25 protein-coding genes and 2 tRNA genes are annotated in these 26,171 nt (G+C 59.9%); 5 read left to right on the top strand and 22 right to left on the bottom strand.

The features are described 5' to 3' along the window. The first annotated feature begins 25 nt into the window (after positions 1 to 25). Positions 26 to 745, top strand: a complete 720-nt coding sequence (locus B7O88_RS12935; protein ID WP_088276401.1) for a pseudouridine synthase — start codon at positions 26 to 28, stop codon at positions 743 to 745. On the opposite strand, the gene B7O88_RS12930 is transcribed toward B7O88_RS12935, so the two are convergent. Continuing rightward, the gene (locus tag B7O88_RS12930) at positions 715 to 1,092 is read right to left on the bottom strand and encodes a cupin domain-containing protein (protein WP_088276400.1); all 378 of its coding nucleotides are present in this window, start codon (positions 1,090 to 1,092) and stop codon (positions 715 to 717) included. The genes B7O88_RS12935 and B7O88_RS12930 overlap by 31 nt on opposite strands. Next, on the bottom strand, positions 1,092 to 1,625 hold the full coding sequence (thpR, locus tag B7O88_RS12925) for an RNA 2',3'-cyclic phosphodiesterase (protein ID WP_088276399.1): 534 nt from the start codon (positions 1,623 to 1,625) through the stop codon (positions 1,092 to 1,094). The genes B7O88_RS12930 and thpR overlap by 1 nt, the downstream gene beginning before the upstream one ends. Positions 1,626 to 1,808: 183 nt before the next feature. Here thpR and B7O88_RS12920 point away from each other — a divergent pair, with 183 nt between their 5' ends. Together B7O88_RS12920 and B7O88_RS12915 are read left to right on the top strand one after the other, a co-directional pair. Continuing rightward, complete coding sequence (locus tag B7O88_RS12920) at positions 1,809 to 2,192, top strand: MarR family winged helix-turn-helix transcriptional regulator (RefSeq protein WP_160003184.1); 384 nt, start codon at positions 1,809 to 1,811, stop codon at positions 2,190 to 2,192. Positions 2,193 to 2,206: 14 nt separating this feature from the next. Continuing rightward, a complete protein-coding gene (locus B7O88_RS12915) occupies positions 2,207 to 2,962 on the top strand; it encodes a siderophore-interacting protein (protein ID WP_088276397.1) in 756 nt (251 codons plus the stop codon). 63 nt (positions 2,963 to 3,025) lie between these two features. Here the strand turns inward: B7O88_RS12915 and B7O88_RS12910 are convergent, their stop codons facing one another. Next, on the bottom strand, positions 3,026 to 3,943 hold the full coding sequence (locus tag B7O88_RS12910; RefSeq protein ID WP_088276395.1) for a LysR family transcriptional regulator: 918 nt from the start codon (positions 3,941 to 3,943) through the stop codon (positions 3,026 to 3,028). 272 nt (positions 3,944 to 4,215) lie between these two features. On the opposite strand from B7O88_RS12910, the gene B7O88_RS12905 reads away from it, so the two are divergent. After that, positions 4,216 to 4,410 (top strand): hypothetical protein, encoded by a 195-nt coding sequence (locus B7O88_RS12905; RefSeq protein ID WP_088276394.1) that lies wholly within the window; start codon positions 4,216 to 4,218, stop codon positions 4,408 to 4,410. Positions 4,411 to 4,463: 53 nt separating this feature from the next. On the opposite strand, the gene B7O88_RS12900 is transcribed toward B7O88_RS12905, so the two are convergent. From B7O88_RS12900 to rlmE, 16 genes are all read right to left on the bottom strand, one after another. Beyond that, positions 4,464 to 6,155 (bottom strand): NHL repeat-containing protein, encoded by a 1,692-nt coding sequence (locus tag B7O88_RS12900; RefSeq protein ID WP_088276393.1) that lies wholly within the window; start codon positions 6,153 to 6,155, stop codon positions 4,464 to 4,466. Positions 6,156 to 6,305: 150 nt separating this feature from the next. Further along, positions 6,306 to 8,414, bottom strand: a complete 2,109-nt coding sequence (pnp, locus tag B7O88_RS12895; protein ID WP_088276392.1) for a polyribonucleotide nucleotidyltransferase — start codon at positions 8,412 to 8,414, stop codon at positions 6,306 to 6,308. A gap of 87 nt (positions 8,415 to 8,501) precedes the next feature. After that, the gene (gene rpsO / locus B7O88_RS12890; RefSeq protein ID WP_088276391.1) at positions 8,502 to 8,771 is read right to left on the bottom strand and encodes a 30S ribosomal protein S15; all 270 of its coding nucleotides are present in this window, start codon (positions 8,769 to 8,771) and stop codon (positions 8,502 to 8,504) included. 190 nt (positions 8,772 to 8,961) lie between these two features. Continuing rightward, complete coding sequence (gene truB / locus B7O88_RS12885) at positions 8,962 to 9,882, bottom strand: tRNA pseudouridine(55) synthase TruB (protein ID WP_088276390.1); 921 nt, start codon at positions 9,880 to 9,882, stop codon at positions 8,962 to 8,964. 3 nt (positions 9,883 to 9,885) lie between these two features. Then, positions 9,886 to 10,272 carry a 30S ribosome-binding factor RbfA gene (gene rbfA, locus B7O88_RS12880; RefSeq protein ID WP_088276389.1) on the bottom strand — a complete coding sequence of 129 codons (387 nt, stop codon included), beginning with the start codon at positions 10,270 to 10,272 and terminating at the stop codon, positions 9,886 to 9,888. Positions 10,273 to 10,366: 94 nt separating this feature from the next. Next, positions 10,367 to 12,877, bottom strand: a complete 2,511-nt coding sequence (gene infB, locus B7O88_RS12875; RefSeq protein WP_088276387.1) for a translation initiation factor IF-2 — start codon at positions 12,875 to 12,877, stop codon at positions 10,367 to 10,369. 62 nt (positions 12,878 to 12,939) lie between these two features. Beyond that, positions 12,940 to 14,421, bottom strand: coding sequence for a transcription termination factor NusA (gene nusA / locus B7O88_RS12870; RefSeq protein WP_088276386.1), 1,482 nt, complete (start codon positions 14,419 to 14,421; stop codon positions 12,940 to 12,942). A 51-nt stretch (positions 14,422 to 14,472) separates the two neighbouring features. Then, entirely contained in the window at positions 14,473 to 14,928 is a 456-nt protein-coding gene (gene rimP / locus B7O88_RS12865) for a ribosome maturation factor RimP (RefSeq protein ID WP_088276385.1), read from the bottom strand. Between the two features lie 167 nt (positions 14,929 to 15,095). Next, positions 15,096 to 15,172 (bottom strand) — tRNA-Met (locus B7O88_RS12860). Between the two features lie 107 nt (positions 15,173 to 15,279). After that, positions 15,280 to 15,364: transfer RNA gene (locus B7O88_RS12855), tRNA-Leu, on the bottom strand. A 26-nt stretch (positions 15,365 to 15,390) separates the two neighbouring features. Then, positions 15,391 to 15,786, bottom strand: a complete 396-nt coding sequence (gene secG / locus B7O88_RS12850; protein ID WP_088276384.1) for a preprotein translocase subunit SecG — start codon at positions 15,784 to 15,786, stop codon at positions 15,391 to 15,393. Continuing rightward, positions 15,786 to 16,544 (bottom strand): triose-phosphate isomerase, encoded by a 759-nt coding sequence (gene tpiA, locus B7O88_RS12845; RefSeq protein WP_088276383.1) that lies wholly within the window; start codon positions 16,542 to 16,544, stop codon positions 15,786 to 15,788. Before tpiA ends, secG begins: the two co-directional genes overlap by 1 nt. 67 nt (positions 16,545 to 16,611) lie before the next feature. Next, positions 16,612 to 17,955, bottom strand: a complete 1,344-nt coding sequence (gene glmM, locus B7O88_RS12840; protein WP_088276382.1) for a phosphoglucosamine mutase — start codon at positions 17,953 to 17,955, stop codon at positions 16,612 to 16,614. 25 nt (positions 17,956 to 17,980) lie between these two features. Beyond that, positions 17,981 to 18,838 (bottom strand): dihydropteroate synthase, encoded by an 858-nt coding sequence (folP, locus tag B7O88_RS12835; protein WP_088276381.1) that lies wholly within the window; start codon positions 18,836 to 18,838, stop codon positions 17,981 to 17,983. 7 nt (positions 18,839 to 18,845) lie between these two features. After that, a complete protein-coding gene (gene ftsH / locus B7O88_RS12830; RefSeq protein ID WP_088276379.1) occupies positions 18,846 to 20,783 on the bottom strand; it encodes an ATP-dependent zinc metalloprotease FtsH in 1,938 nt (645 codons plus the stop codon). Between the two features lie 186 nt (positions 20,784 to 20,969). Continuing rightward, positions 20,970 to 21,599 (bottom strand): 23S rRNA (uridine(2552)-2'-O)-methyltransferase RlmE, encoded by a 630-nt coding sequence (gene rlmE, locus B7O88_RS12825; RefSeq protein ID WP_088276378.1) that lies wholly within the window; start codon positions 21,597 to 21,599, stop codon positions 20,970 to 20,972. 78 nt (positions 21,600 to 21,677) lie between these two features. On the opposite strand from rlmE, the gene yhbY reads away from it, so the two are divergent. After that, a complete protein-coding gene (gene yhbY / locus B7O88_RS12820; protein WP_088276377.1) occupies positions 21,678 to 21,992 on the top strand; it encodes a ribosome assembly RNA-binding protein YhbY in 315 nt (104 codons plus the stop codon). A 32-nt stretch (positions 21,993 to 22,024) separates the two neighbouring features. On the opposite strand, the gene B7O88_RS12815 is transcribed toward yhbY, so the two are convergent. From B7O88_RS12815 to carB, 3 genes are read right to left on the bottom strand one after another with little or no spacing between them, the layout of a single operon-like run. After that, the gene (locus B7O88_RS12815; protein WP_088276376.1) at positions 22,025 to 22,408 is read right to left on the bottom strand and encodes a hypothetical protein; all 384 of its coding nucleotides are present in this window, start codon (positions 22,406 to 22,408) and stop codon (positions 22,025 to 22,027) included. 41 nt (positions 22,409 to 22,449) lie between these two features. Continuing rightward, positions 22,450 to 22,923, bottom strand: coding sequence for a transcription elongation factor GreA (greA, locus tag B7O88_RS12810; protein WP_088276375.1), 474 nt, complete (start codon positions 22,921 to 22,923; stop codon positions 22,450 to 22,452). A 3-nt stretch (positions 22,924 to 22,926) separates the two neighbouring features. After that, positions 22,927 to 26,142, bottom strand: a complete 3,216-nt coding sequence (gene carB / locus B7O88_RS12805) for a carbamoyl-phosphate synthase large subunit (protein ID WP_088276374.1) — start codon at positions 26,140 to 26,142, stop codon at positions 22,927 to 22,929. Positions 26,143 to 26,171 lie beyond the last annotated feature (29 nt).

The following is a 26,171-nucleotide window of genomic DNA, read 5'->3' as shown; positions in this document are numbered from 1 at the left end:
TGGCAGACGCGTATACTCCGCGACCATGAAACTCGACCGATTTATCAGCAATAACACGCCCCATAGTCGGCAGACCGCGCGTCTGCTGATTGCCAGCGGCCGGGTAACCGTTGCCGGCAAGCAGGTCTTTGACCCGCGTTTTGAGGTCGACCAGTTCGTGGCTATCTGCCTGGAAGAACAGCTGCTGCAATACCGTCCTGCATTGTTCTTCATGTTGCATAAACCGGTCGGCTACCTGAGCGCCACCCGCGACCCGCAGCACCCAACCGTGCTGGAGCTGTTTCCTGCAGAGCTGCGCGCGGAGCTGCATATCGGTGGCCGCCTGGATCGCGGCTCCAGCGGGCTGCTGATTCTGACCAACGACGGCAGCTGGTCGAGGCGGCTGACAGAGCCCAGGGTAAAGCTGCCCAAGACCTATCGCGTCACGACACTGCGGCCCATCACCAGCGACACCGCCGAGCGTTTTGCTTCGGGGATCTACATGACCACCGAGCAGCTGACCACCTCACCGGCGCAACTGGAGCAGGTCGGTGCACGAGAATGCCGGCTAACCATCTACGAAGGCCGCTATCACCAGATCAAGCGAATGTTTCATGCCGTTGGCAATCAGGTGGCTACCCTGCACCGCGAAAGCATGGGCGCGATCCAACTCGACCCTGCGCTGCGGGCAGGGCAGTACAGGGCCCTCACCGCTGCGGAAGTCGCCTCGGTCGATCAACCGGCCACTGGCTCCAGATCCTCGTAGCAGCCCGGCACAAAGCGCGGCGTGCATAGTGCCAAAAACACCAGCACCTGCTCGCCGACGCAGCGGATACGCTGCGGGCAGCCCGCCGGGATGACCACCACATCACCGGCGCCCACCAGCCGGGCCGGCTGATCTGCCAGTTCGACCAGCCCCTCACCTGCCTCGATCAGATAACGTTCGGTCACCCCGTGCAACCGATGCCAGCGAGTCTGACCGCCAAGCGGCAGGCGCGCGCGAGCCACCGACAACAGCGGATCATCCGCCGCATTGGACAGTTCATGGATATAACAGCCTTCGTCAAAGTAATACTCGGCTGTAGGGTCGTAACGACGAATCAATGGCTGCATCAGCCCTCCAATGGATAACGCGCCAGTACCGAGTAGCGCGAGCCACCGGAGCCAGGATCACTGTTGAACAGGCAAAGCTCTTTCACCTGCCAGGGCACCGACAGCAATCCCCGCCGACGCTGCAGGAAACCTTGCAGAGGCGCGCTGCCCGGGCCGCAGCGCGCCAGCGTGACATGCGGTACAAAGCGCTGTGGCTCGGCGGCGCACCAAGGGGCGATCAGCTCGTCGACCTGCTCACGCAGCGCCTGCAGCGGCGCTGGCGCAACCACGCCAGCCCAGAGAATACTTGGCCGTTGCGGCGAGCCGAAATAGCCGACTCCGCCGAGCTGGAGTGAAAACGCCGGCGCATCAAGCGCAGCCAGTGCCGATGTCAACTCGTCCACCTGCAGCTCTTGCACAGCACCGATGAAACGCACAGTCAAATGCAGCTGCGCAGCCGTCTGCCAGCGCAAGGAAACAATCGGCTCCTGCAGAGCCAGTAACTGCTGGCACTGATGTTCAGGCAACTCCAGACCAAGAAACAGGCGCGGCATCAATTTCCTCCACTAGCCCTTTCCTTCTCAATGTAGCCGCTCGTCGGCACAGCCGGCAATTGATTGACACAGTCAACCAAAATGAACATGGTTGACAAAGTCAACCTAATCACAGCCAAATCGATGCAACGCCCATCACTCAGCCACGCTCTGCAGCAAGTCGCTCACGCCTATCGAGGCCATATGGTGCAAACCATCCGTGACGCCAATCTGCCGTTGCCCGGCACCCATGTCCGCATTCTCAAGGCAGTGTGCTATGTGCAGGCTTGTACCGCCCGGCGCATCGCCCAGCGCATGCGCCGTGACAAGGCACAGATCACCCGCGTACTCAACGATCTGCTTGAAGCCGGACTGATCAGCAAGGCCTGCAACCCGGCAGACAAACGCAGCCATTTGCTGCACCCAACCCCGGCAGGCGAGGCAATGATGCAGCGTATTCAGGAACTTGAGCAGCAAACGCTTACACGCATGACCTGTGACCTGACCCAAGCAGAGGTCGAGCACTTTATCCGTATCGCCTGGCATATGACCCAAAACCTGGAAGGCGACCTGCCACCAGACAGCTGATTGGAGAATTATCCATGGCCAAACCCGCACCACGGACCCTGCAGGTCCTCCGCAAGCAGCCAGTGACTCGAAACATGCTACGAGTCACCCTCGGTGGAGAAGGCATGCAAGCCTTCCCGGATGCCCAGGCCGGCGCTTATATCAAACTGATTTTCCCGGCTACCACCACCCAGCCCCAACGGATGCGTACCTATACCGTGCGCACACAGCGCTCGGGCGAGATTGATGTCGACTTTGTTCGTCATGCCGACGGCGGTCCGGCCTCAAGCTGGGCCGAGCAATGCAGCCCTGGCGATACCATCCTGATTGGCGGGCCTGGGCCACGCAAGCCGCTGCTGCAGGACGCCGACGGATTTGTTGTAGTCGGTGACATGACTGCCCTGCCGGCTATCAGTGTCAATCTGGAGTCCCTGCCGGTCAGCGCCTGCGGAGTCGCAGTACTGGAAGTGATCGATCCGGCGGATATTCAGCCATTGAACGCGCCAACCGGTATCGCGCTGAACTGGCTGGTCAATCCCGAGCCCGGCAGCAACCCTGCGGCACTGGTGGAGCGTCTGCGCCAGATAGACTGGCCGGCAGGTCGCGTGAATGTATGGGCCGCGTGCGAATTCGCCAGCATGCGTGCATTGCGCCAATTCCTGCGAGAGGAACGCCAAATCGCCCGCAGCGACCTGTACATCTCCAGCTACTGGAAGCATGGCGCCAGCGAAGACCAGCACAAGCAGGAAAAGCGGGGCGATGCCGAACAGGACACCCGATACTCCGCGTGAAGCTGCAGCCGGTGCAGCAGCGCCAGCTCGATTTCCGGCGCGACCGGTTGCAGGCGGCGCCCATCAACGCGCTGCCCGGTCGCCACGCTGCGCCAGGGTTTCCACACAGTGATCGATAAAAGCACGCACCGGCGGCAGCATGCCGCGGGGCGTGGTGAAGACCATGTGAATCTGGCCTTCCAGTGCATGCCATTGGGGCAGGATGTGAACCAGCCGGCCTGAACGAACCTCCGGCTCGCAAATATGCTCAGGCAACAACACCACGCCCTGACCGGCAACTGCCGCCTCGCATATCAGTTGCAAGTCACCGCAACTGAAATGCGGGGCATGGTGAAAGTCGCAGGTCTCGCCTGCATCATTGGCAAACTCCCAGCGATCCCGTTCAAGCATCTCGCCAACCGACAGGGTTGGAAAACGGCTGAGATCCTCCAGCTGCGCCGGCGCGCCCCCCATGCGCTGCAATAGCGCTGGGCTGGCAACCAGAATACGTGCGCCAACCCCAAGCGAACGCATAGCCAATGACTGATCGGTATCGAAACGGGTTGCCACTCGGAAGGCAACATCAATGCGCTCATTAATCAGATCAATCCGCTGACTGGACAGCCGGATCTGCACGCGTACTTGCGGATAGCGGGTCATGAAGTCGACCAGGGTATCGCGCCCCAAATACTCCAGCATGCCAGAAGACATGCTGACTCGAACCGTACCGGACACCTCATCACGCGCTGTCATCGCCAGCGCCTCGGCCGACTCCAGACGCTGCAGGATCACTTCGCATTCACGGTAAAGCTCGCGCCCCAGATCCGTCACTCGGAAGTGGCGAGTGGAGCGCTCGATGAGCCGGGCGCCGAAGTGTGCCTCCAGCCGCGCAACCCGCTTGCTGAGTTTCGACTTGCGCTCACCCGTTGCTCGTTCGGCGGCCGCAAACCCGCCAAAACGCACGACGCGAGCAAAGCACAACAGATCGTTCATATCCTGCATCGGAAGCGCCACCAGGGTTGTTCAGAGGGACCCGAATGCACAGTGAGACGGGCGTAAACGGGCCTATTGTTTCCAAAAAGGAAATTCTGAATCGCCAAATAGCACGCTACTGCGACACTTTGTCGCTGCCATATAGTGACCGAACCGCCCTTGCGACAGGTTCTCGACAGAAAGTCGAGAACCAGAAATCCTGCAAAAACAGAAACAGTTTCAGAATATTTCAGAAGTATACGCTGGAACCGGGGCGGGACTCATCAACAGGAGAACCCTGCATGAAAAATCTGTCTGCATTGATTGTGGCATCCTTCCTCGCCTCCAGCCCTGCTATCCAGGCCGATGACAACCGCCAGCGCCTCCAGCAAAACAGTGACCGCACAGCCAGTCAAAGTACCGCTGACTATCTTCAGGAGCTCATCGAGGCGCAGGCGCGGGCCAATACCGACACAGACGACCAAGGCAAGGCCTGATACCCCAAGAGCAATAGCGAGCGCCTCGGTGCAACCCGGGGGCACCGGCTTACTCACGACAGCTGTGGCAAGAAAAGCAGCAGCGCCAGAGTCACCGGAATCAGAATGGCCCCCATCACCGCCTGCGGGTGGTGACTGCGCCACAGTGCCATCCAGACAGCCCACGGCGGACACAAGCGCGAGGCTTTGAGCCGCGGAAAGACCAGCGTCTCCAGCGCCTGACGGTCAAACACCGGCTGCATTGGGTTGCCTAGAAACAGCACAATGTCATCCGCCATCAGATGGGTCGCGCTATAGCGTACCTCAGCCAGCGGGACGGTGCGCTGCCTGCCCTGTCCATCCAGGATCAACGCCCGATCGGACACCCCAAGCCGCTGCCGCGCCGAGGCCCGCAGATCATGGATCATGAGCCCCAGACAGAGAGCTCCGTAGCACGCCAGCGACACCAGCGGCCAGGCGGCGCTACCCAGCATCACCATCTGAAACAACACATACCCGAGTGCTGCAACGACCAGCACCAGCATCGGCATGATCCAGCGCAGGCGCCGTTGCAGCCGATTGGGTAGCCAGTAGACGTCGCCTCCGGGGATCGGCGCAGGTTCTGCCGCGACCGCCGCAATGAACCCGCGACCGGCCAAACCACGGAATTGCGCCAGGGTTTCCTTGCGCTCCAGCAACCACGCCGCAGCAAAGCCAGCAACCAGGCTAAGCCCCATCACCCCAAGTCCCAGCCACCCCAGCCAGCGGTAGTGCTCACGCAGCTGCGTCGCCTGCTGCTCCAGCGAGGTCAGCGTCGGACTCGCTATCGCGGTCGGGTGTCCGCCCTGACTATCCAGCAGGAAAAGCCGTTGCGCGGCACCGTCTACAACCCACAGACGGTCACCCCAAAGCTCGAATGCCAACGGATCACCGATCAGCTCGGCAGCAGGCGTGGCAATGACCTTCAGATCGCCATCAAACTGAACCAGACGGCCATTACGCATGGCGTTATTGGCCAGGTTGACCAGCCAGCCATCCGCGCGTTCGGCAAACTGATGTGGCCAGCGCAGCGCGCCCTGGGCCGGCAGCTCAACATCGCGCCTTGGCAAGCCAAAGTCATCGACGCCGTCATCCAGCATCACCAACCGATGGTTATTGGTATCGGCGACCCAAAGACCATCAGCGGTCAGGCGAAGCTGATTGGGGAAACGCAGCAGTCCTTCAGGTGAGCGTTTCAGCTCAAGCTGATCGGCAGACAGGCGGTAAACATGGAAGCCGGGCGTATCCGCAACAAAGAGAACATCGTCTGCCGCCAGTGCAAGACGAAAGGCACTGTCCATTGCCGGCAGCAGTCGACCGTAGGGTTCACAGGCCAGTTGAGGCAGGGCGCAACGATAAAACCCCTCAGGACCAACGAGAGCCCTGCCGGGGGTCTTCTGCAGCCGCAGGTAGCGCGCCAGCCAGTAGCCGAACCCGGCTTCTTCGGGGCGATGATAGACCAGCAGATCACCATTACTTAAAAACGCATGGTCACCCGCCGGAGCGATACCGGCCTGACCAAGATCCAGATGCTGTTGCTCCCGGCCCTCGTGATCAAGCCAGACAAGGTGAGAGCCGAGGCGTACAGAAAGCCCGGCTGCCTGAGGCCGAATAAAGCCATAACCCGGAACATCCAGTCGCAACTGGTTGGCCCAGAGGTACCCCAGCAATCCAAGGGTCGTAAACAGCACCACACCCGCAGCCACCAGCCGGGAAGTCCCTTTCATTTCGCCGCTCCATCATTGCAATACAGGCAGAAGCATCACCCAGACGACCAGCGAACGCAAACAGGGTGTGCCAACCGGATCATGCAGGGTGAATGCCCACAAAAAAACCCGGCCGAAGCCGGGTTTCCAAGTGCCTGAGGCAGCGGGTCGTCAGACGCCGCTGGTCTCCGCAGCTTCAACGTCCTTCATGGACAGCTTGATACGGCCGCGGTTGTCCACGTCCAGTACCAGAACCTTCACTTCCTGACCTTCCTGCAGTACGTCGGTCACTTTCTCGATGCGCTCATTGGCGATCTGGGAAATGTGAACCAGGCCGTCCTTACCCGGCAGGATGTTGACGAAGGCACCGAAGTCGACAATGCGCTCAACCTTACCGGTGTAGACCTTGCCGATTTCGGCCTCGGCAGTGATGGCGTCAACACGTGCCTTGGCAGCGTTGGCGGCGTCCTTGCTGGCGGCGAAGATCTTGACCATGCCGTCGTCGGTGATGTCGATGGAGGCGCCAGTCTCGTCGCAGATACCACGGATGGTTGCACCACCCTTGCCGATCACGTCGCGGATCTTTTCCGGGTCGATCTTCATGCTCAGCATGGTCGGCGCATTGGAAGAGATTTCCTTGCGCGACTCGGGCAGCACTTCGTTCATCTGCTTGAGGATGTGCAGACGCGCTTCGTGCGCCTGCTGCAGCGCGATTTCCATGATCTCTTCGGTGATACCGTTGATCTTGATGTCCATCTGCAGCGCAGTAACACCCTTCTCGGTACCGGCAACCTTGAAGTCCATGTCGCCCAGGTGATCTTCGTCACCCAGGATGTCGGTCAGAACAGCGAACTTCTCGCCTTCCTTGACCAGACCCATGGCAATACCGGCAACCGGCGCCTTCAGCGGCACGCCCGCGTCCATCAGCGCCAGAGAGGCACCGCAAACGGAAGCCATGGAGCTGGAACCGTTGGACTCGGTGATCTCGGAAACCACACGGATGGAGTACGGGAACTGATCCATATCGGGCATGACAGCCTGAACGCCGCGACGCGCCAGACGGCCGTGACCGATTTCGCGGCGGCCAGTACCGCCCATACGACCACACTCACCTACCGAGTAGGGAGGGAAGTTGTAGTGGAACATGAAGGGCTCTTTGCGCTCGCCTTCCAGCATGTCCAGCAGTTGGGAGTCACGCGCGGTACCCAGGGTGGTCACAACCAGCGCCTGCGTTTCGCCACGGGTAAACAGTGCAGAACCGTGGGTACGATCCAGAACGCCAACCTCGATGTTCAGCGGACGGACAGTCTTGGTGTCACGACCGTCGATACGCGGGTTGCCGTTAACGATACTTTCGCGAACGGTGCGGTATTCGATCTCGCCGAACACGTCCTTGACTTCACCAGCCGGGAACTTGCCTTCGTCTTCGCCGGACAGTGCAGCAACAGCCTGGTCGCGCAGTTGGCCCAGACGGGTGTAGCGCTCCTGCTTGTTGACGATGGTGTAGGCGTCGGCGATACCGGCACCGAACTCACCCTTGATGGCGTTGATCAGCGCGGTGTTCTCTGCCGGCGCCTGCCAGTCCCAAGCCGGCTTGCCAGCTTCGGCAGCGAATTCCTTGATGGCAGCGATAGCGCCCTGGAATTCCATGTGGGCGAACAGTACCGCACCCAGCATCTGGTCTTCGGTCAGCTCTTGCGCTTCGGACTCAACCATCAGTACGGCTTCTTCGGTACCGGCGACGACCATGTCCAGACGCGAGGTTGCCAGCTCTTCGTAGGTCGGGTTCAGCACGTAACCGCGCTGATCGTCGAAGGCAACGCGGGCAGCGCCAATCGGGCCACTGAACGGAACGCCGGAAATAGCCAGAGCAGCGGAGGTACCGATCAGGGCAGCGATGTCCGGATCGGTGGTCTTGTCGGTGGAAACAACGGTGCAGACAACCTGCACTTCGTTCATGAAGCCTTCGGCGAACAGCGGACGGATCGGACGGTCGATCAGGCGGGACGTCAGGGTTTCCTTTTCGGAAGGACGGCCTTCACGCTTGAAGAAACCACCGGGGATACGGCCGGCGGCGTAAGTCTTTTCGATGTAATGAACAGACAGAGGGAAGAAATCGCGGCCAGCTTCGGGCTGCTTGGCGGCCACAACGGTGACCAGAACGCTGACAGCATTATCGATACTGACCAGAACGGCACCGGAAGCCTGGCGAGCAATGCGGCCTGTTTCCATGGTGACTGTGCTATTGCCTAACTTGAATTGCTTGATTACCGGTTTCACGGTGTCTTCTCTCTCTTCTTTTGCCTTTGGGGGAAACTCTGGGCATGGCCGGGGATCGGACCCGGCCATGTCCAAACGGAGCTGGTCTTAGCGACGCAGACCCAGACTGCTGATCAGAGCGCTGTAACGAGACAGGTCCTTCGACTTCAGGTAGTCCAGCAGCTTGCGACGCTGGTTAACCATGCGAATCAGACCACGGCGGGAGTGGTGATCCTTCTTGTTCTCTTTGAAGTGGCCCTGCAGCTTGTTGATGTTTGCAGTCAACAGAGCCACCTGGACTTCCGGAGAACCGGTATCACCTTCAGCACGCTTGTACTCGGCAACGATTGCAGCTTTTTCTTCAACACTCAGTGACATCTCGTATTTCCTCTGAGGTAACAGGCCGGGACCAGTGTCCCGTGTTTTAAATCGAGGAATGACCATGCCTGTTGACAGCCACCCTCGTGGCGACCCGCTATCGGGTCAACTCCATGCCGAATCATACTCCCGAATGATCGGGGATTCAGCCAATTCTGTATGACGTCCCTGCGGCACAGACCGCGGAGCATCACGCCTCGAAGCGCAACAGCCGCTTGGGCGCAACACGGGCATCGTCAGTCATTTCGCCGATACCGAGAAAGCGGCCGCTGGCGTCGCGCAGGCGGACCTTGCCAAACGCCGGACTGCCCGGCACGCGCACCGCCTGTCCGTGATTCAGGTAGTAGGCGGTCTGCTCGGTCAACTCCAGCACCGGCCAGTCTTCCAGCCCGCTATCCATCGGCAGCAGCAGATGATCAAGCGCCTCGGCGCCACCCTCGGCGTGCAGCGCCTCAAGGGCCTCCAGGGTAACCGATTGGGACAAGTCAAACGGCCCGGCCTTGATCCGGCGCAGCGCAGACACATGCGCGCCACAGCCCAGCGCGGCGCCCATATCCTCGACGAGGCTACGGATGTACGTCCCCTTGCTGCAGTGCACTTCCAGCTGCAGACGATCCCCTTCCAGGCCCAGCACCTTCAGTTGGCTGATGGTGATGGTACGCGCCTTGCGCTCGATGGTTTCACCGGCACGGGCCAGCTTGTAAAGCGGCTGCCCCTCATGCTTGAGCGCCGAGTACATCGGCGGCACCTGATCAATCTCACCGGTAAAGCGCGGCAGCAGTGCCTCGACCTCAGCCAGCGTCACATTGACCGGTTTGATCTCCAGCACATCGCCCTCGGCGTCGCCGGTGGCAGTGGTCATACCCAGACGCGCCTCGGTGACATACGCCTTGTCAGCGTCCAGCAGGTACTGGGAAAACTTGGTTGCCTCACCCAGGCACAGCGGCAGCACGCCGGTCGCCAGCGGATCAAGGCTGCCGGTGTGACCACCCTTGTTGGCGTTGAACAGCCAGCGCACCTTCTGCAGGGCCGCGTTGGAGCTCATGCCCAGCGGCTTGTCGAAAATCAGGATGCCGTCAATGGAACGGCGCTTGCTCTTCGCTCCTGCCACGGTTTACTCCTCGTCGCCATCGCCGTGCTGGCGATCCTCGGCCACTGCCCGCTCGATCAGCGAAGACAGATGCACGCCACGACGAATGCTCTCGTCGTACTGGAAATGCAGTTGCGGAATGGTTCGCAGCTTCATCGAACGCCCAAGCAGCATCCGCAGATAGCCGGAGGCATCCTTGAGGATCTCAAGGTTGAGCGCGATGTCTTCGGCGCTGTCCCGGTTCATCAGAGTGATAAACACCTTGGCGTGGGACATATCGCGACTGACTTCGACCGCGGTCACGGTCACCATACCCAGACGCGGGTCACGTACCTCGCGCTGAATCAGTTGGGCCAGCTCACGCTGCATCTGATCCGCCACACGCTGGGTACGACTGTATTCTCTTGCCATATTAACCGTCTCAAGCAACAAACTCCGGGCTGCCTGGCAGCCCGGAGTTTGTCGCGAATGTCAGGCGGCGCCCCGCAGGAACGCCGCTGTAGTGTTACAGACTGCGCTGAACCTGAACACGCTCGAAGACCTCGATACGGTCACCGGGACGAACGTCGTTGTAGTTCTTGACGCCGATACCGCACTCCATGCCGTTACGCACTTCGCCCACGTCATCCTTGAAGCGACGCAGGGATTCCAGTTCGCCTTCGTAGATAACGACGTCTTCGCGCAGAACGCGGATCGGACGGTTACGGTACACAGTTCCCTCGATGACCATACAACCGGCTACCGCGCCGAACTTCGGCGAACGGAACACGTCACGTACTTCGGCAACCCCTAGGATCTGCTCGCGGACATCGCTGCCGAGCATACCGGACAGTGCTTTCTTGACGTCATCGATGATCTCGTAGATCACGCTGTAGTAGCGCAGATCCAGACCTTCGCTCTCAACGATCTTGCGTGCAGTTGCATCGGCACGAACGTTGAAACCGAAGATCACCGCGTTGGACGCCAGCGCCAGGTTGGCGTCGGTCTCGGTGATACCACCTACACCGCCGGAGACAATCTTGACCTGTACTTCGTCGTTGCCCAGGTCGACCAGCGAGCCCTGCAGCGCTTCCAGCGAACCGCGCACGTCGGCCTTGAGCACGATATTGAGGGTCTTCTTCTCGTCCTGGCCCATGCTTTCGAACATGTTTTCCAGCTTGGCCGAGTGCTGACGAGCCAGCTTGATCTCGCGGAACTTGCCCTGACGGAACAGAGCGACTTCGCGGGCCTTCTTCTCGTCGACAACGACGTTGAGTTCGTCACCGGCGTCCGGCGTGCCATCAAGACCGAGAATCTCGACCGGAATGGACGGGCCGGCTTCCTTGATCGGCTGACCGTTCTCGTCGAGCATTGCCCGAACGCGGCCGTAGTTTACACCGGCGAGTACAACGTCACCCTGACGCAGGGTGCCATTCTGAACCAGCACGGTAGCAACCGGGCCACGGCCCTTGTCGAGACGGGATTCAACGACGACACCCCGACCGGGTGCAGAAGGCTGAGCCTTGAGCTCAAGGACTTCGGCCTGCAGCAGAACAGCTTCGAGCAACTCTTCGATGCCGGTACCGGCCTTGGCGGAAACCGGAACAAACATGGTGTCGCCACCCCATTCTTCCGGAATAACGTCACGGGCAGCCAGATCGTTCTTGATACGATCCGGATCGGCATCTTCCTTGTCCATCTTGTTGATGGCGACAACCACCGGAACACCAGCCGCCTTGGCGTGCTGAATCGCTTCCTCGGTCTGCGGCATCACGCCGTCGTCGGCGGCAACCACCAGAATCACGATATCGGTTGCCTTGGCACCACGGGCACGCATCGCGGTAAACGCAGCGTGGCCGGGGGTATCCAGGAAGGTAACCATGCCACGGTCGGTTTCAACGTGATATGCACCGATGTGCTGGGTGATACCACCGGCTTCACCGGAAGCCACCTTGGCACGGCGGATGTAATCCAGCAGCGAAGTCTTACCGTGGTCAACGTGACCCATTACTGTGACGACCGGCGCACGGCTGACTTCTTCACCTTCGTGGGCCAGCGACTCGACCAGTTTGTCTTCCAGGTCGCTCTCGCGGACCTGCTTGACCTTGTGGCCCATGTCTTCGGCAACGATGGATGCAGTGTCCTGATCCAGCACCTGGTTGATGGTGACCATGGTGCCGTTCTTGAACATGTACTTGATGACTTCAGCCGCCTTGACCGACATCTTCTGCGCCAGCTCGGCCACAGTGATGGTCTCGCCGATCACGACTTCACGCACAACCGGACCGGTCGGCTTCTCGAAGCCGTGCTGATTGCGCTTCTTGCCCGCCTTCAGCTTGCCACCGCCGCCACGGCGACGGGTTTCAGCTTCGTCATCAACAGAAATACGCGGAGCATGACGCGCCTTGTCCTTCCCGCCATGACCGCCAGCACGCTTGCGACCACGCTCTTCTTCCTCTTCGCGGGCCTTGCGGCGGCTTTCTTCTTTCTTCTTGTGGTGCTCGGCGGCAGCCTGCGCCGCTTCGGTCGGCTGAGGAGCCGGCGCAGCTTCTACAGCCGCAGCTGCAGGTTGTGCAACGGCAGCGACAGCCGCCGCTTCAGCCTGACGCTTGGCCTCGGCCTCTGCTTCAATACGGGCAGCTTCCTCAGCCTGACGCTTGGCCTCGGCCTCGGCAGCCTGCTGACGCGCGTCTTCGGCGGCACGCAGCTGCTCCAGCTCGCGCTGGCGTTCGGCCTCCAGGTCGGCCGGTTCGCGCTTGACGTAAGTGCGTTTCTTGCGCACTTCGACGTTGACCGTCTTGCTGCCGGCAACCTTCAGGGTGCTGACCGTCTTGCGCTTGAGGGTAATCTTGCGCGGCTCCGAGCCGGAGTCGCCATGGGCGCTTTTCAGAAACGCCAGCAGGGCCTGCTTTTCGTCATCACTGACCGCTTGGGCAGGACCTGTTTGCGGCAAACCCGCTTCCTGCATCTGTTGCAGCAGGCGCTCTACCGGAGTACCTACTTCGTCAGCCAATTGTTTGACCGTCACTTCCGCCATTCACTTCTCTCCTCAGTCGGGTCCGTGCGTCTCCGCAGGGGGATCTCGTCGATTCCGACCGGTTATTCAAACCAGGGGGCGCGGGCTGCCATGATCAAAGCCGCAGCACGCTCTTCATCGATACCGTCGATGTCGAGCAGGTCGTCCACGGACTGCTCGGCCAGATCTTCCATTGTCAGGATGCCGTTGGCCGCCAGCTGGAAGGCCAGCGCCCGATCCATACCATCCATATTCAGCAGGTCGTCAGCCGGCTGTGCTTCTTCGAGCTTCTCCTCGTTGGCAATCGCCTTGGTCAGCAGACGGTCCTTGGCGCGGGCGCGCAGCTCGTTGACGATGTCTTCATCAAAGCCATCGATCTCGAGCAGTTCCTCCATCGGCACGTAGGCAACTTCTTCCAGCGTGGTGAAACCTTCTTCGACCAACATCTGTGCCACTTCCTCATCGACATCCAGCTCGTCGACGAAGTTGCGCAGCACGTCGCCGGTCTCGGCTTCCTGCTTGGCACGGATATCGTCTTCAGTCATGACGTTCAGGGTCCAGCCGGTCAGCTGACTGGCCAAACGAACGTTCTGGCCATTACGGCCAATGGCTTGCGCCAGGTTGTCTTCGGCAACCGCCAGATCAATGGTCTGGGTATCCTCGTCAAGAATGATGGACGCGACTTCCGCCGGGGCCATGGCATTGATGACAAATTGAGCCAGGTTATCGTCCCAGAGGACAATATCGACGCGCTCGCCGCCCAGTTCGCCGGATACGGCCTGAACGCGCGAACCGCGCATACCGATACAGGCCCCTTGCGGATCGATGCGCTTGTCCTTGGAACGCACAGCGATCTTGGCACGCGACCCCGGGTCACGGGCAGCGCCCATCACCTCGATCAGTTCCTCGGCGATTTCCGGCACTTCAATGCGGAACAGCTCGATGATCATCTCCGGGCAGGCACGTGACAGCACCAGCTGCGGGCCGCGGTTCTCGGTGCGGATATCCTTGAGCAGGGCACGGATACGGGTGCCGGTGCGGAACGTCTCACGCGGGATCATTTCTTCACGCGGCAGAACGGCTTCGGCATTGTTGCCCAGGTCGACGATGACGCTGTCACGTGTCACCTTCTTTACAGTACCGCTGATGATTTCGCCCAGTCGATCACGATAAGCGTCAACCACCTGAGCGCGCTCGGCTTCGCGAACCTTCTGCACGATAACCTGCTTGGCAATCTGCGCAGCGATACGACCGAACTCGACCGACTCGATCTTTTCTTCGTACTGGTCACCAATGTTGAGCGCAGAATCGCGCTCCTGAGCCTGATCCAGAGTCAGCTGGATGGCCGGGTCGTCAAAATCCTCATCCGCCACCACCGCCCAACGACGGAATGTTTCATAGTCACCGGTGTGCCGATTGATCGACACGCGCACATCCACTTCATCTTCGTAACGCTTTTTGGTCGCCGTTGCCAATGCCAGCTCAAGCGCTTCAAAGATTACACCGGGTGGTACACCCTTTTCGTTGGAAACGGATTCCACAACCAGCAACACTTCTTTGCTCATCGTATGCCTCGCCTAACGCCGTCCATTGGGCTCGTTCAGCCCGAAATTTGTTCAAAAACGCGGAATGATATTGCCCTTGTCGATCGAATCGATGGGCAGCAGGTACTCGTGCTCGCCTACCTGCAGAATGACCTCGTCACCCTCCACTCCGCGAATCACACCCTGAAAATTACGGCGCCCCTCATAAGGGGTACGCAGCCTGATCTTTGCCTGCTCGCCGGTGCAGTCCAGATACTGCTGCAGCGTGAACAGGGGACGGTCCATGCCCGGGGAGGAAACCTCCAGGGTATAGTCGCCGGAAATCGGATCTTCGACATCCAGCACAGCGCTGGCCTGACGACTGACGGCGGCGCAGGCTTCGACACTGACGCCATCCGGATGATCAATATATACGCGCAGCAGGGTGTGTTTCCCCTGGGACAGATACTCAATACCCCAGCAGGTGTACCCCAATGCCTCGACGACCGGGACCAGCAGGGTCTCCAACTCAGTCACTTTGCCGGACACGCTCACCGCCTATATTTGTCGCATGAATAAAAAATGGGCCTTAAGCCCATCGTGAGTCTGGCCGCTTCGCAAAAACGAAGCCCAGAGACCGTTAGCTCCGCAGCCAAAAGGAAATGAACCGCGGCAAAAACCTAACAAAAAGCCCCTTAAAAGGGGCCCTTTGATACTGGTTGCGGGGGCAGGATTTGAACCTACGACCTTCGGGTTATGAGCCCGACGAGCTACCAGACTGCTCCACCCCGCGTCGAATCTAGGGCGTGAATTATACGTCTACCGGCGCAACATGACAACCGGCACACCTATTCACCCCTGAAAAAGAAACAGGGGCCTGATACATCAGACCCCTGTAGATGGTGCGGAAGATGGGACTCGAACCCATACACCCTAAGGCACTACCCCCTCAAGATAGCGTGTCTACCAATTCCACCACTTCCGCAAAACCTGTACTACCAGTGCCGAGACTTATTCAGCCGCCGACGGAACCTCTTCCCCAATCGACTCCGGCACATCCGATGGAGCAACATCCTGCTCCAGCACCGGCACATCCTCATCAATCAGCGCCGGAGCCTGCTGCTCAACCTGCAGGGCCGGAGCCGGCAGACCAGCCTCGACAGCCGCGTCCGCCTTGTGGCTGGCATAGTAAGCCAGCCCCAGAGAAGTCACAAAGAACACCGCAGCCAGAATCGCAGTCAGGCGACTCAGAAAGGTGCCCGAACCCTGACTGCCGAATACGGTTGCGGAGGCACCGGAACCAAAGGAGGCACCCGCTTCCGCACCCTTGCCCTGCTGCATCAGAACCAGGCCGACTACGGCAATGGCAACCAGCAGGTGCAGCACTACAATCACGGTCTCAATCATTACACTCGTCCAGCGGCGCGAGCGATCGCACCGAATTCTTCTGCGTTCAGAGAAGCTCCACCAATGAGCCCCCCGTCGATATCCGGCATGGAGAACAACGCCTCTGCATTGTCCGCCTTTACACTACCGCCATAAACAATCCGCACATCTTGCGCCTGCGCGTCATCCAGCATCGCCAGCCTGGCTCGAATCATGGCGTGCACATCCTGAGCCTGCTCAGGACTCGCAGTCAAGCCAGTTCCGATAGCCCACACAGGCTCATACGCAACTACGCCCTCTGCCAGACCACCAACACCAAAGGCATCGAGAATAACCTGCAACTGACGTGCAACCACATCAGCCGTCTGGCCGGCATCCCGTTCAGCCTGGCTCTCGCCAACACACAATACGGGGCGCAATCCACAGGCAAGCGCAGCAGCAAACTTTTTACAGACAACCGCGTCAGACTCACCGAACAGGGTCCTGCGCTCGGAATGACCAACGAGGACATAGCCACATCCTGCATCCCGAAGTTGCGCCGGTGAAATCTCACCAGTCAGTGCGCCCGGCTCAGCCTGTGTGGCACAGGTCTGACCTCCAACCGACAGCGGCGAGCCCTGCAGACGACCGACACAACGATCAATATACAGTGCCGGGGGAGCAATCATCAGCTCAACCCCTTCAGGCCACTCCTGCTCGACCAGACCATTCAGCAAGGCATCTACAGACTGCCGAGAACCGTGCATTTTCCAGTTGCCGGCAACTAGCGGACGTCGCATGCCAAACCTCTCTCCCCAAGCGGGCGCCAATCTTAACCAAGTTGTATCAGTGACACAACTGCCTTTTTCATCCGTTTAGTATCCGCGTTACAACATCGGCCAGCGCCGCAGCTTCGTGCTCAACATGAGCCGCGTCCTGGCCTTCGACCATAACCCGCACCAGCGGCTCGGTACCGGACAGACGCAACAGCACTCGACCGGCGTCGCCGAGACGGGCCTCGGCCTGCGCCACCGCATCCTTGACCGCCTGCTGCTCCAGCGGCGACCCGGCACCCGGCGCGTAACGTACATTGATCAGCTTCTGCGGACACTTCTGCATGCCTGCGCAGGCTTGCTCCAGGGAGAGCCCCGACCGCTGCAGCGCCTTCAGCACCTGAAGCGCAGCAATAATGCCGTCGCCAGTCGAGGTGTGATGCAGGCAGACGATGTGGCCGGAAGATTCGCCGCCAAGGATCCACTCGCGCTGACGCAGCTCGGCCATAACATACCGATCCCCGACATTGGCCCGCACAAACTCGACGCCACGAGCCTTCATCGCCAGCTCAAGCCCGAGATTGGTCATCAGGGTGCCGACCACTCCGCCCCGCAACAAGCCGCGCTCGTGCAGGTCGAGCGCAATGATATACAGCAGCTGATCACCGTCCACCTCATTGCCAGACTGATCAACCATCAACACCCGATCACCATCGCCATCAAAGGCGATACCCAGATCCGCCCCTTCGGCGACCACGGCGGCACTCAACGCGGCCAGGTGGGTTGATCCGACATCGGCATTGATATTCAGGCCGTCAGGGCTCGCGCCGATCACCCTGACGTCGGCACCCAACTCGCGAAACACGCTCGGCGCCACCTTGTAAGTTGCACCGTGAGCGCAGTCGAGCACCACTTTCAGCCCCTTGAAACTGGTGCTGGTAGGTACACTGCTCTTGCAGAACTCGATATAGCGGCCGGAGGCATCTTCCACGCGAGACACCTTGCCGAGCTGGGCAGAGTCAACCACGGTCATGGGCTCATCTACCAGCCGCTCTATTTCGAGCTCCAGACTGTCCGGCAACTTGCTGCCAACCGACGAGAAAAACTTGATGCCATTATCGTAAAACGGATTGTGAGAGGCACTGATCACAATACCGACGTCAGCCATGAAGGTACGCGTCAGGTAGGCAATCGCGGGTGTAGGCATTGGCCCCAACAACTGAACATGGGCACCCGCCGCAGACAGCCCCGCCTCCAGCGCCGACTCGAACATGTAACCGGAGATACGCGTATCCTTGCCGATAATCACGCGACAGGCACCGTGATGCCGAAAGGCCGTGCCAACGGCCCAGCCCAGCTTCAACATGAATTCGGGGGTAATCGGCGCACTGCCTACCCGGCCGCGAATGCCATCGGTGCCAAAATAACGTTTTTCCATTAACTGACTCTGCCGCTTGAAATTGTTAGGACTGACGGGCGCTTTTAACCGCCTCAACCATGCGCACCACATCGACCGTTTCAGCGACATCATGCACGCGCAAAATCGCCGCACCGGCATCCACCGCCAGGGCCGCCAGGGCAAGACCACCATACAGACGCTGATCAACTGGCCGATCCAGTGCCTGGCCAATCATGCTTTTTCTGGACACGCCCACCAGCAGCGGTACCCCGGCCGGACGCAGATCGCGCAAACGCGCAAATAATCCCAGATTGTGCTCCAGCGTTTTGCCAAAACCAAACCCGGGATCAAGGATCAATCTCTGACGGGTAATGCCGGCCGCCTCGCAGGCCTCGACCCGCGCCTGCAGATACGCATTCACCTCATCCAGCACACTGGCGTAGCGCGGCGCGAGCTGCATGGTATCCGGCTCGCCCTGGCGATGCATGAGGCAAATTGGCAAACCGGTATCGCGCGCGGCCTCGAGCGCACCGGGGCGCTCCAGCGCACGGACGTCATTGATCAGACCCGCACCGGCTGCGGCCGACGCCACCATCACCTCGGGCGTACTGGTATCAACCGAAATCACCACGTCAAAGCGAGCAGCGATAGCCTCAACTACCGGCACCACGCGCTGCAGTTCCTCCTCAACGGAGACCACAGCTGCGCCGGGGCGAGTGGACTCCCCCCCAACATCGATCAGGGACGCTCCTGCGCCAATCATCTGCTCGACATGCAGCAACGCAGCATCCAGACGATTGTAACGGCCACCATCGGAAAAGGAGTCAGGCGTAACATTGAGAATGCCCATGACATGGGCACGAGAAAGATCAAGCTCCCGAATGCCGCAAGGCAAACGGGAGCTGTTGCTGTCAGAACGCATCAGGCCCTCAATGCTCCCCGGCAGGTCCGCCGATCGGACCGGAGCCCTTGGGGGTATCAACGACATCCGACTTGGCATCGTCGGGCGTTACTACAGCACCGGGCCCGGACTTGTCATCGCCTTGCCAGTCCTTCGGTTCACGGGGCACGCGCCCTGCCATGATGTCGTCAATCTGCTGGGTATCGATGGTTTCGTACTTCATCAAGGCTTCAGCCATCATGTCCAGCTTGTCACGATTTTCTTCCAGCAGACGGCGGGCAGTGGCATAGCTCTCGTCAATGATGCGACGCACCTCTTCGTCGATCTGCTTGGCGGTTTCGCCGGAGACACCGGCCAGGCCACCACCGCTGGAGCGCCCAAGGAAGCCCTGATCCTCGTCCTCGGCATAAAGCAGAGGGCCCAGCTTTTCGGACAAGCCCCACTTGGTCACCATGTTCTTGGCCAACTGGGTTGCCCGCATGATGTCGTTTGATGCACCGGTGGTCACACCATCAAAGCCCAGCGTCATCTCCTCGGCGATACGACCACCGAACAGCGAGCAGATCTGACTGGTCAACGCCCGCTTGGACAGACTGTAACGATCCTCTTCCGGCAGGAACATGGTCACACCCAGCGCACGACCGCGCGGAATGATGGTGACCTTGTAGACCGGGTCATGCTCGGGCACCAGACGTCCGACAATGGCGTGACCGGACTCGTGGTAGGCCGTATTCAGCTTTTCCTTGTCGGACATGACCATCGACTTGCGCTCGGCGCCCATCATGATCTTGTCTTTGGCCATCTCGAACTCGCTCATCTCCACCAAGCGCTTGTTGGAGCGCGCGGCGAACAGCGAAGCCTCGTTGACCAGGTTGGCAAGATCAGCACCGGAGAAGCCCGGCGTACCGCGCGCGATCAGCGACGGATTCACATCCTCGCCCAGCGGCACCTTGCGCATGTGCACCTTGAGAATCTGCTCGCGGCCGCGGATATCCGGCAGACCCACCACCACCTGGCGGTCGAAACGGCCGGGGCGCAACAACGCAGGGTCAAGCACATCAGGACGGTTGGTCGCAGCAATCACGATAATGCCGTCGTTCGGCTCAAAGCCATCCATCTCGACCAGCAACTGGTTCAGAGTCTGCTCGCGCTCGTCATGACCGCCGCCCATTCCGGAACCACGGTGACGACCGACCGCATCGATCTCATCAATGAAGATGATGCAGGGCGCATGCTTCTTGGCCTGCTCGAACATGTCGCGCACCCGGGACGCACCCACACCGACGAACATCTCGACGAAATCAGAACCGGAAATGGTAAAGAAAGGCACCTTGGCTTCGCCGGCAACCGCCTTCGCCAGCAGGGTCTTACCGGTACCAGGCTGACCAACCATCAGCACACCGCGCGGAATATGCCCACCCAGACGCTGAAACTTGCCCGGGTCACGCAGGAACTCAACCAGCTCCTGCACGTCTTCCTTCGCCTCGTCGCAGCCTGCCACGTCAGCGAATGTCGTCTTCACCTGGTCTTCAGACAGCATGCGCGCCTTGCTTTTGCCAAAGCTCATCGGGCCACCGCGACCACCGGCACCGCCCTGCATCTGCCGCATGAAGAACATGAAAATGGCGATAATGATGAGAATGGGGAAGCTGGCGATCAGCAGCTGCGTCCAGATGCTTTGCTGCTCCGGCTGCTTGCCCTCGATGATGACATCGTTGTCCAGCAGATCACCGATCAGGCCGTTATCCTGGATGGCCGGACGCACGGTCTTGAAGGTGTCCCCGCTGCGCTCACGACCGGTGATGATGTACCCATCCACAGTCACTCGCTCGATCTGGCGATTCTCCACCAGTTCCAGAAACTGTGAATAATTCAGCGTATCCGGTTCGCTGGTCTTGCTGAAGTTGTTCATCACCGTGACCAGTACCGCGGCAATGATCAACCACAGGATGAGGTTCTTCGCCATATCGTTCAATTTGCTACCCTCTTGCCCCGCTGCACGACCGCGGGCGCCTTGCTGAGTCTTTTAACCACCTGCCAACATTACACCAGTTTAGGTCACCTCGGCATTGGCTTCAGTGTAACCCGCTATGTAACAGCCGCCTCACAGACCACCCGGGACAACCTCCGGTTCCGATTCGCTGCACACGGATCAGCGTTCACCACCCTTGAAACCACGGGCCAGCAGGTAGGTCTCACGCGAACGGCCACGCGAGGCATCGGGTTTGCGCGTTAGCAGCTTGTCGAATTGACCCCGCATCTCACGGAAATACTCATCGAAACCCTCTCCGTGAAACACCTTGATCAAAAAGTCGCCGCCGGGCCGGAGCACGCGCGAGGCCATGTCGAGTGCCAACTCGCACAGATACATGGCGCGCGGCTGATCAACTGCTGGCGTCCCACTCATATTGGGGGCCATATCGGAAATAACAAGGTCGACCGGAGCATCACCAATGGCAGCCAGAATCTGCTCAAATACCGCATCCTCGGTAAAATCACCCTTGATGAAGGTGACGTCGGGGATGCTATCCATGGCCAGAATGTCGGATGCAATGATGCGCCCCTTTTCACCTATCAGACGTGACGCGACCTGCGACCAGCCACCTGGGGCCGCCCCGAGATCGAGCACGGTCATGCCTGGCTTCAGAATGCGGTCGCGCTCCTGAACCTCCAGCAACTTGTAACTTGCGCGCGAGCGGTAGCCGTCTTTCTGGGCCTGTTTTACGAACGGGTCATCGAAATGCTCTTTGAGCCAACGCTTGCTTGTCTTGGACTGTGCCACGGAATACCTCGTGCAGCGGACCACGCCGCCGGTTAAACTAGTGCATCAACACTCATTTGAATCTTCATACGGAACATTATGGCGCTCAGCTCCGCACAGAAAAAAGACCTCAAACGCATCGGCCATCACCTGAAGCCGATCGTCATCATCAGCGAACAGGGTGTCAGCGAAGGCGTCCTGGCCGAACTGGACCGCGCTCTGAACGACCACGAACTGATCAAGATCAGGGTTACCGTCAGTGATCGCGAGGCCAAACAGGCGCTGATTGCCGAGGCTTGCAGTCAGGCCGGTGCCGAACTGGTTCAGGTGATCGGCAAGATGGCGATCCTGCTGCGCCGGGCCAAGAAGCCCAACGCCAACCTGTCCAACCTGAAGCGCTTTCAGGGCCTCTGAAAAAGCAACGGGGCCTTTCGGCCCCGTTCGCCTTAGATGTCAGCCACCGACTCGTCCGGGCGGGGCTGCACAGCCAGCACAAGACCAGCGAACGCTACCACCAGATAACTCATCAGCATCAGCAGCTGATTGCCAGCACCGCGGAACAGGAAAAACGCCCCCACCGCCGCCAGCGCCAGAACGAGAACCTGGGTCCGCACATCACGCCAGATGGCTCCGCGCACACGCACTACCAGCACAACAAATTGCAGCAGCATTGCCACCGCACTGATGCCCAGTACCGCCGGGCGCAGGGTCAAGGCGGCATCGTCAACCAGCAACGGCGCCAGGCCGGAGTGCTCCAGCGCCGGCAAAAAGACAAAGTGCAGACTCCATACCGAACCGACCCAGAGGGTCAGCAGCAGCTGCCAGACCACGCGACCGCCCTCCCGGCGGCCACTACCGACAGCCGCCGGCGTCACAGGTGCTGGACCTCGACAATCTCGTATTCGACCACACCGCTCGGTGTTTTCACCGCGACAATCTCACCCTCTTCCTTGCCGATGAGAGCACGCGCGATGGGTGAATTGACCGACAGCTTGCGCTGCTTGATGTCAGCCTCGTCGTCACCAACGATCTGGTAAACCACCTCTTCGTCGGTTTCGACATTGGCAATGGTCACCGTGGTGCCAAAAATCACCTTGCCGGTATGCGGGATAGTGGTCACGTCGATCACCTGCGCATTCGACAGGCGACCTTCTATGTCCCGGATACGCGCCTCGACCATGCCTTGCTGCTCGCGCGCGGCATGGTATTCGGCATTTTCCTTGAGATCGCCGAGCTCGCGAGCTTCCGCAATCGCCTGAGTGATCTGCGGCCGCAGCTCACTCTTGAGGTGCTTGAGTTCGACTTCGAGAGCTTCGGCGCCCTGTTTGGTCATCGGGTACTTCATAACTCAGATACCTTTGTGCAAATCCTGGAGACGACGCACTGCGCGCTCCGGGCCAAATTTCAGTGCAGTGCAGACCGCCTCGCCACCTGCCAGGGTGGTAGTCGAGTAGACCTTGTGCTGCAGTGCGTTGCGACGAATCGAATAGGAATCGGCAATCGACTGGCGACCTTCGGTGGTGTTGATCACCAGATCAATCTCGTCGTTCTTGATCATGTCGACAATATGCGGACGCCCTTCGGTCACCTTGTTCACGCGACGTACCGGCAGGTTGGCCGCTTCCAGCACCTTGGCAGTGCCGGCGGTCGCAACCACTTCAAAACCCAGATCGATCAGATCGCGGGCAACATCGACCACCAGCGGTTTGTCGTCTTCACGCACACTGATGAACACGGTGCCGCTGGTCGGCAGCACTTCACCAGAACCCAGCTGGGACTTGGCAAACGCCTCACCGAAGCTGTCACCCACACCCATTACCTCACCCGTGGACTTCATTTCAGGGCCGAGGATCGGGTCTACGCCGGGGAACTTGGCGAACGGGAACACCGCTTCCTTAACGCTGAAGTACGGCGGCACCACCTCTTCAGTGAAGCCCAGTTCCTGCAGCGTCTTGCCTGCCATGACACGGGCAGCAATCTTGGCCAGCGACTGACCGATGCACTTGGATACGAACGGCACGGTACGGGAGGCGCGCGGGTTGACCTCGATCACGTAGATGTCCTCGCCCTGCACCGCCATCTGCACGTTCATCAGGCCGACCACGCCCAGCTCCAGTGCCATCTTGCGCACCTGCTCGCGAATGTCGTCCTGGATATTCGCCGGCAGCGAATACGGCGGCAGCGAGCACGCCGAGTCGCCAGAGTGCACGCCAGCCTGTTCGATGTGCTGCATGATCGCCCCGATCACCACATCCTTGCCGTCAGAGACCGCGTCAATGTCCACTTCGATAGCGCAGTTCAGGAAGTGATCCAGCAGCACCGGGCTGTCATTGGAGACCTTGACCGCCTCGCGCATGTAGCGCTTGAGCTCTTCTTCCTGGTAGACGATTTCCATCGCCCGGCCGCCCAGAACGTAGGACGGACGCACCACCAGCGGATAACCGATACGCTTGGACAGTGCCAACGCTTCGTCTTCGCTGCGCGCAGTGCCGTTCGGCGGCTGACGCAGAGCCAGACGCTCAACCATCTGCTGGAAGCGCTCACGGTCTTCGGCGCGATCGATTGCCTCGGGGCTGGTACCGATGATCGGCACGCCGGCCTCTTCCAGCGCGCGCGCCAGTTTCAGCGGCGTCTGACCACCGTACTGCACGATCACACCCTTGGGCTGTTCGACGCGAACGATTTCCAGCACGTCTTCCAGGGTCACCGGCTCGAAATACAGGCGATCGGAGGTGTCGTAATCGGTGGAAACGGTTTCCGGGTTGCAGTTGACCATGATGGTTTCGTAACCATCTTCACGCATCGCCAGCGCAGCGTGTACGCAGCAGTAGTCAAACTCGATACCCTGACCAATACGGTTCGGACCGCCACCCAGCACCATGATCTTGTCACGGCTGGACGGATTGGACTCGCACTCTTCTTCATAGGTCGAGTACATGTAAGCAGTGTCGGTGGCAAACTCGGCCGCACAGGTATCAACGCGCTTGTACACCGGCAGTACGTTCAGCTTGTGACGGTGACGACGCAGGCTCTTTTCGCTCACCGCCAGCAGCTGCGACAGACGCTGGTCGGAGAAGCCCTTGCGCTTGAGGCGGAACATCAGGTTGTAGTCGATATCAGCCAGACCCAGCGTCTTGACCCGCTCTTCTTCCTTGACCAGATCCTCGATCTGAACCAGGAACCAGGTATCGATCTTGGTCAGATCAAACACCTGCTGCAGGGTCATGCCGGCGCGGAACGCGTCAGCCACGTACCAGATGCGATCCGCACCCGGGACGGTCAGCTCACGGGTCAGCTCGGTCATTACGTCGTCGGCAGCCGGATCGACCTTGGGGTCGAAACCGCAGACGCCCACTTCCAGGCCGCGCAGTGCTTTCTGCACGGACTCCTGGAAGGTGCGACCAATAGCCATCACTTCACCCACCGACTTCATCTGGGTAGTCAGGCGCGCATCGGCGTTGGGGAATTTCTCGAACGCGAAACGCGGAATCTTGGTAACCACGTAATCGATGGACGGCTCGAAGGACGCCGGCGTACGACCACCGGTGATGTCGTTCTGCAGCTCGTCCAGGGTGTAGCCGACAGCCAGCTTGGCCGCGATCTTGGCGATCGGGAAACCGGTGGCCTTGGAAGCCAGGGCCGAGGAACGCGATACCCGCGGGTTCATCTCGATCACGACCATGCGACCGGTGTCCGGGCAGATACCGAACTGCACGTTCGAGCCGCCAGTCTCAACACCAATCTCACGCAGCACCGCCAGCGAGGCGTTACGCATGATCTGGTATTCCTTGTCGGTCAGCGTCTGGGCCGGCGCGACAGTGATGGAGTCACCGGTGTGAACACCCATCGGGTCGAAGTTTTCGATCGAGCAGACGATGATGCAGTTGTCCTTCTTATCGCGGACCACTTCCATCTCGTACTCTTTCCAGCCGATCAGCGACTCGTCGATCAGCAGCTCGTTGGTCGGCGACAGGTCCAGACCACGGTTGCAGATCTCCTCGAACTCTTCACGGTTGTAGGCGATACCACCACCGGTACCACCCATGGTGAACGACGGACGGATGATGCACGGAAAGCCGACCTGCTCCAAAACACCGTAGGCCTCAGCCATGGTATGTGCGATACCGGAGCGAGGGCACTCCAGACCAATGGCCTTCATCGCCTTGTCAAAGCGCGAACGGTCTTCAGCCTTGTCGATGGTGTCAGCGTTGGCACCAATCATTTCCACGCCGTACTGCTCCAGCACGCCGTGCTTCTCCAGATCCAGTGCGCAGTTCAGCGCGGTCTGGCCGCCCATGGTCGGCAGCAGCGCGTCCGGGCGTTCTTTCTCGATGATCTTGGCAACCGTCTGCCACTTGATCGGCTCGATGTAGGTGGCGTCAGCCATGGCCGGGTCGGTCATGATGGTCGCCGGGTTGGAGTTGACCAGAATGACGCGGAAACCTTCTTCCTTCAGAGCCTTGCAGGCCTGAGCACCGGAGTAGTCGAACTCGCAGGCCTGACCGATGACGATAGGGCCGGCGCCGAGGATCAGAATGCTTTTAATGTCTGTACGTTTTGGCATAGTCGTTTACAAATCCTAGGTGTACCGGG

Source organism: Halopseudomonas aestusnigri (assembly GCF_002197985.1).
GTDB lineage: Bacteria > Pseudomonadota > Gammaproteobacteria > Pseudomonadales > Pseudomonadaceae > Halopseudomonas > Halopseudomonas aestusnigri.
Note: the sequence above shows the minus strand (reverse complement) of the source record. Positions and strands in the feature narration are given on the sequence as shown.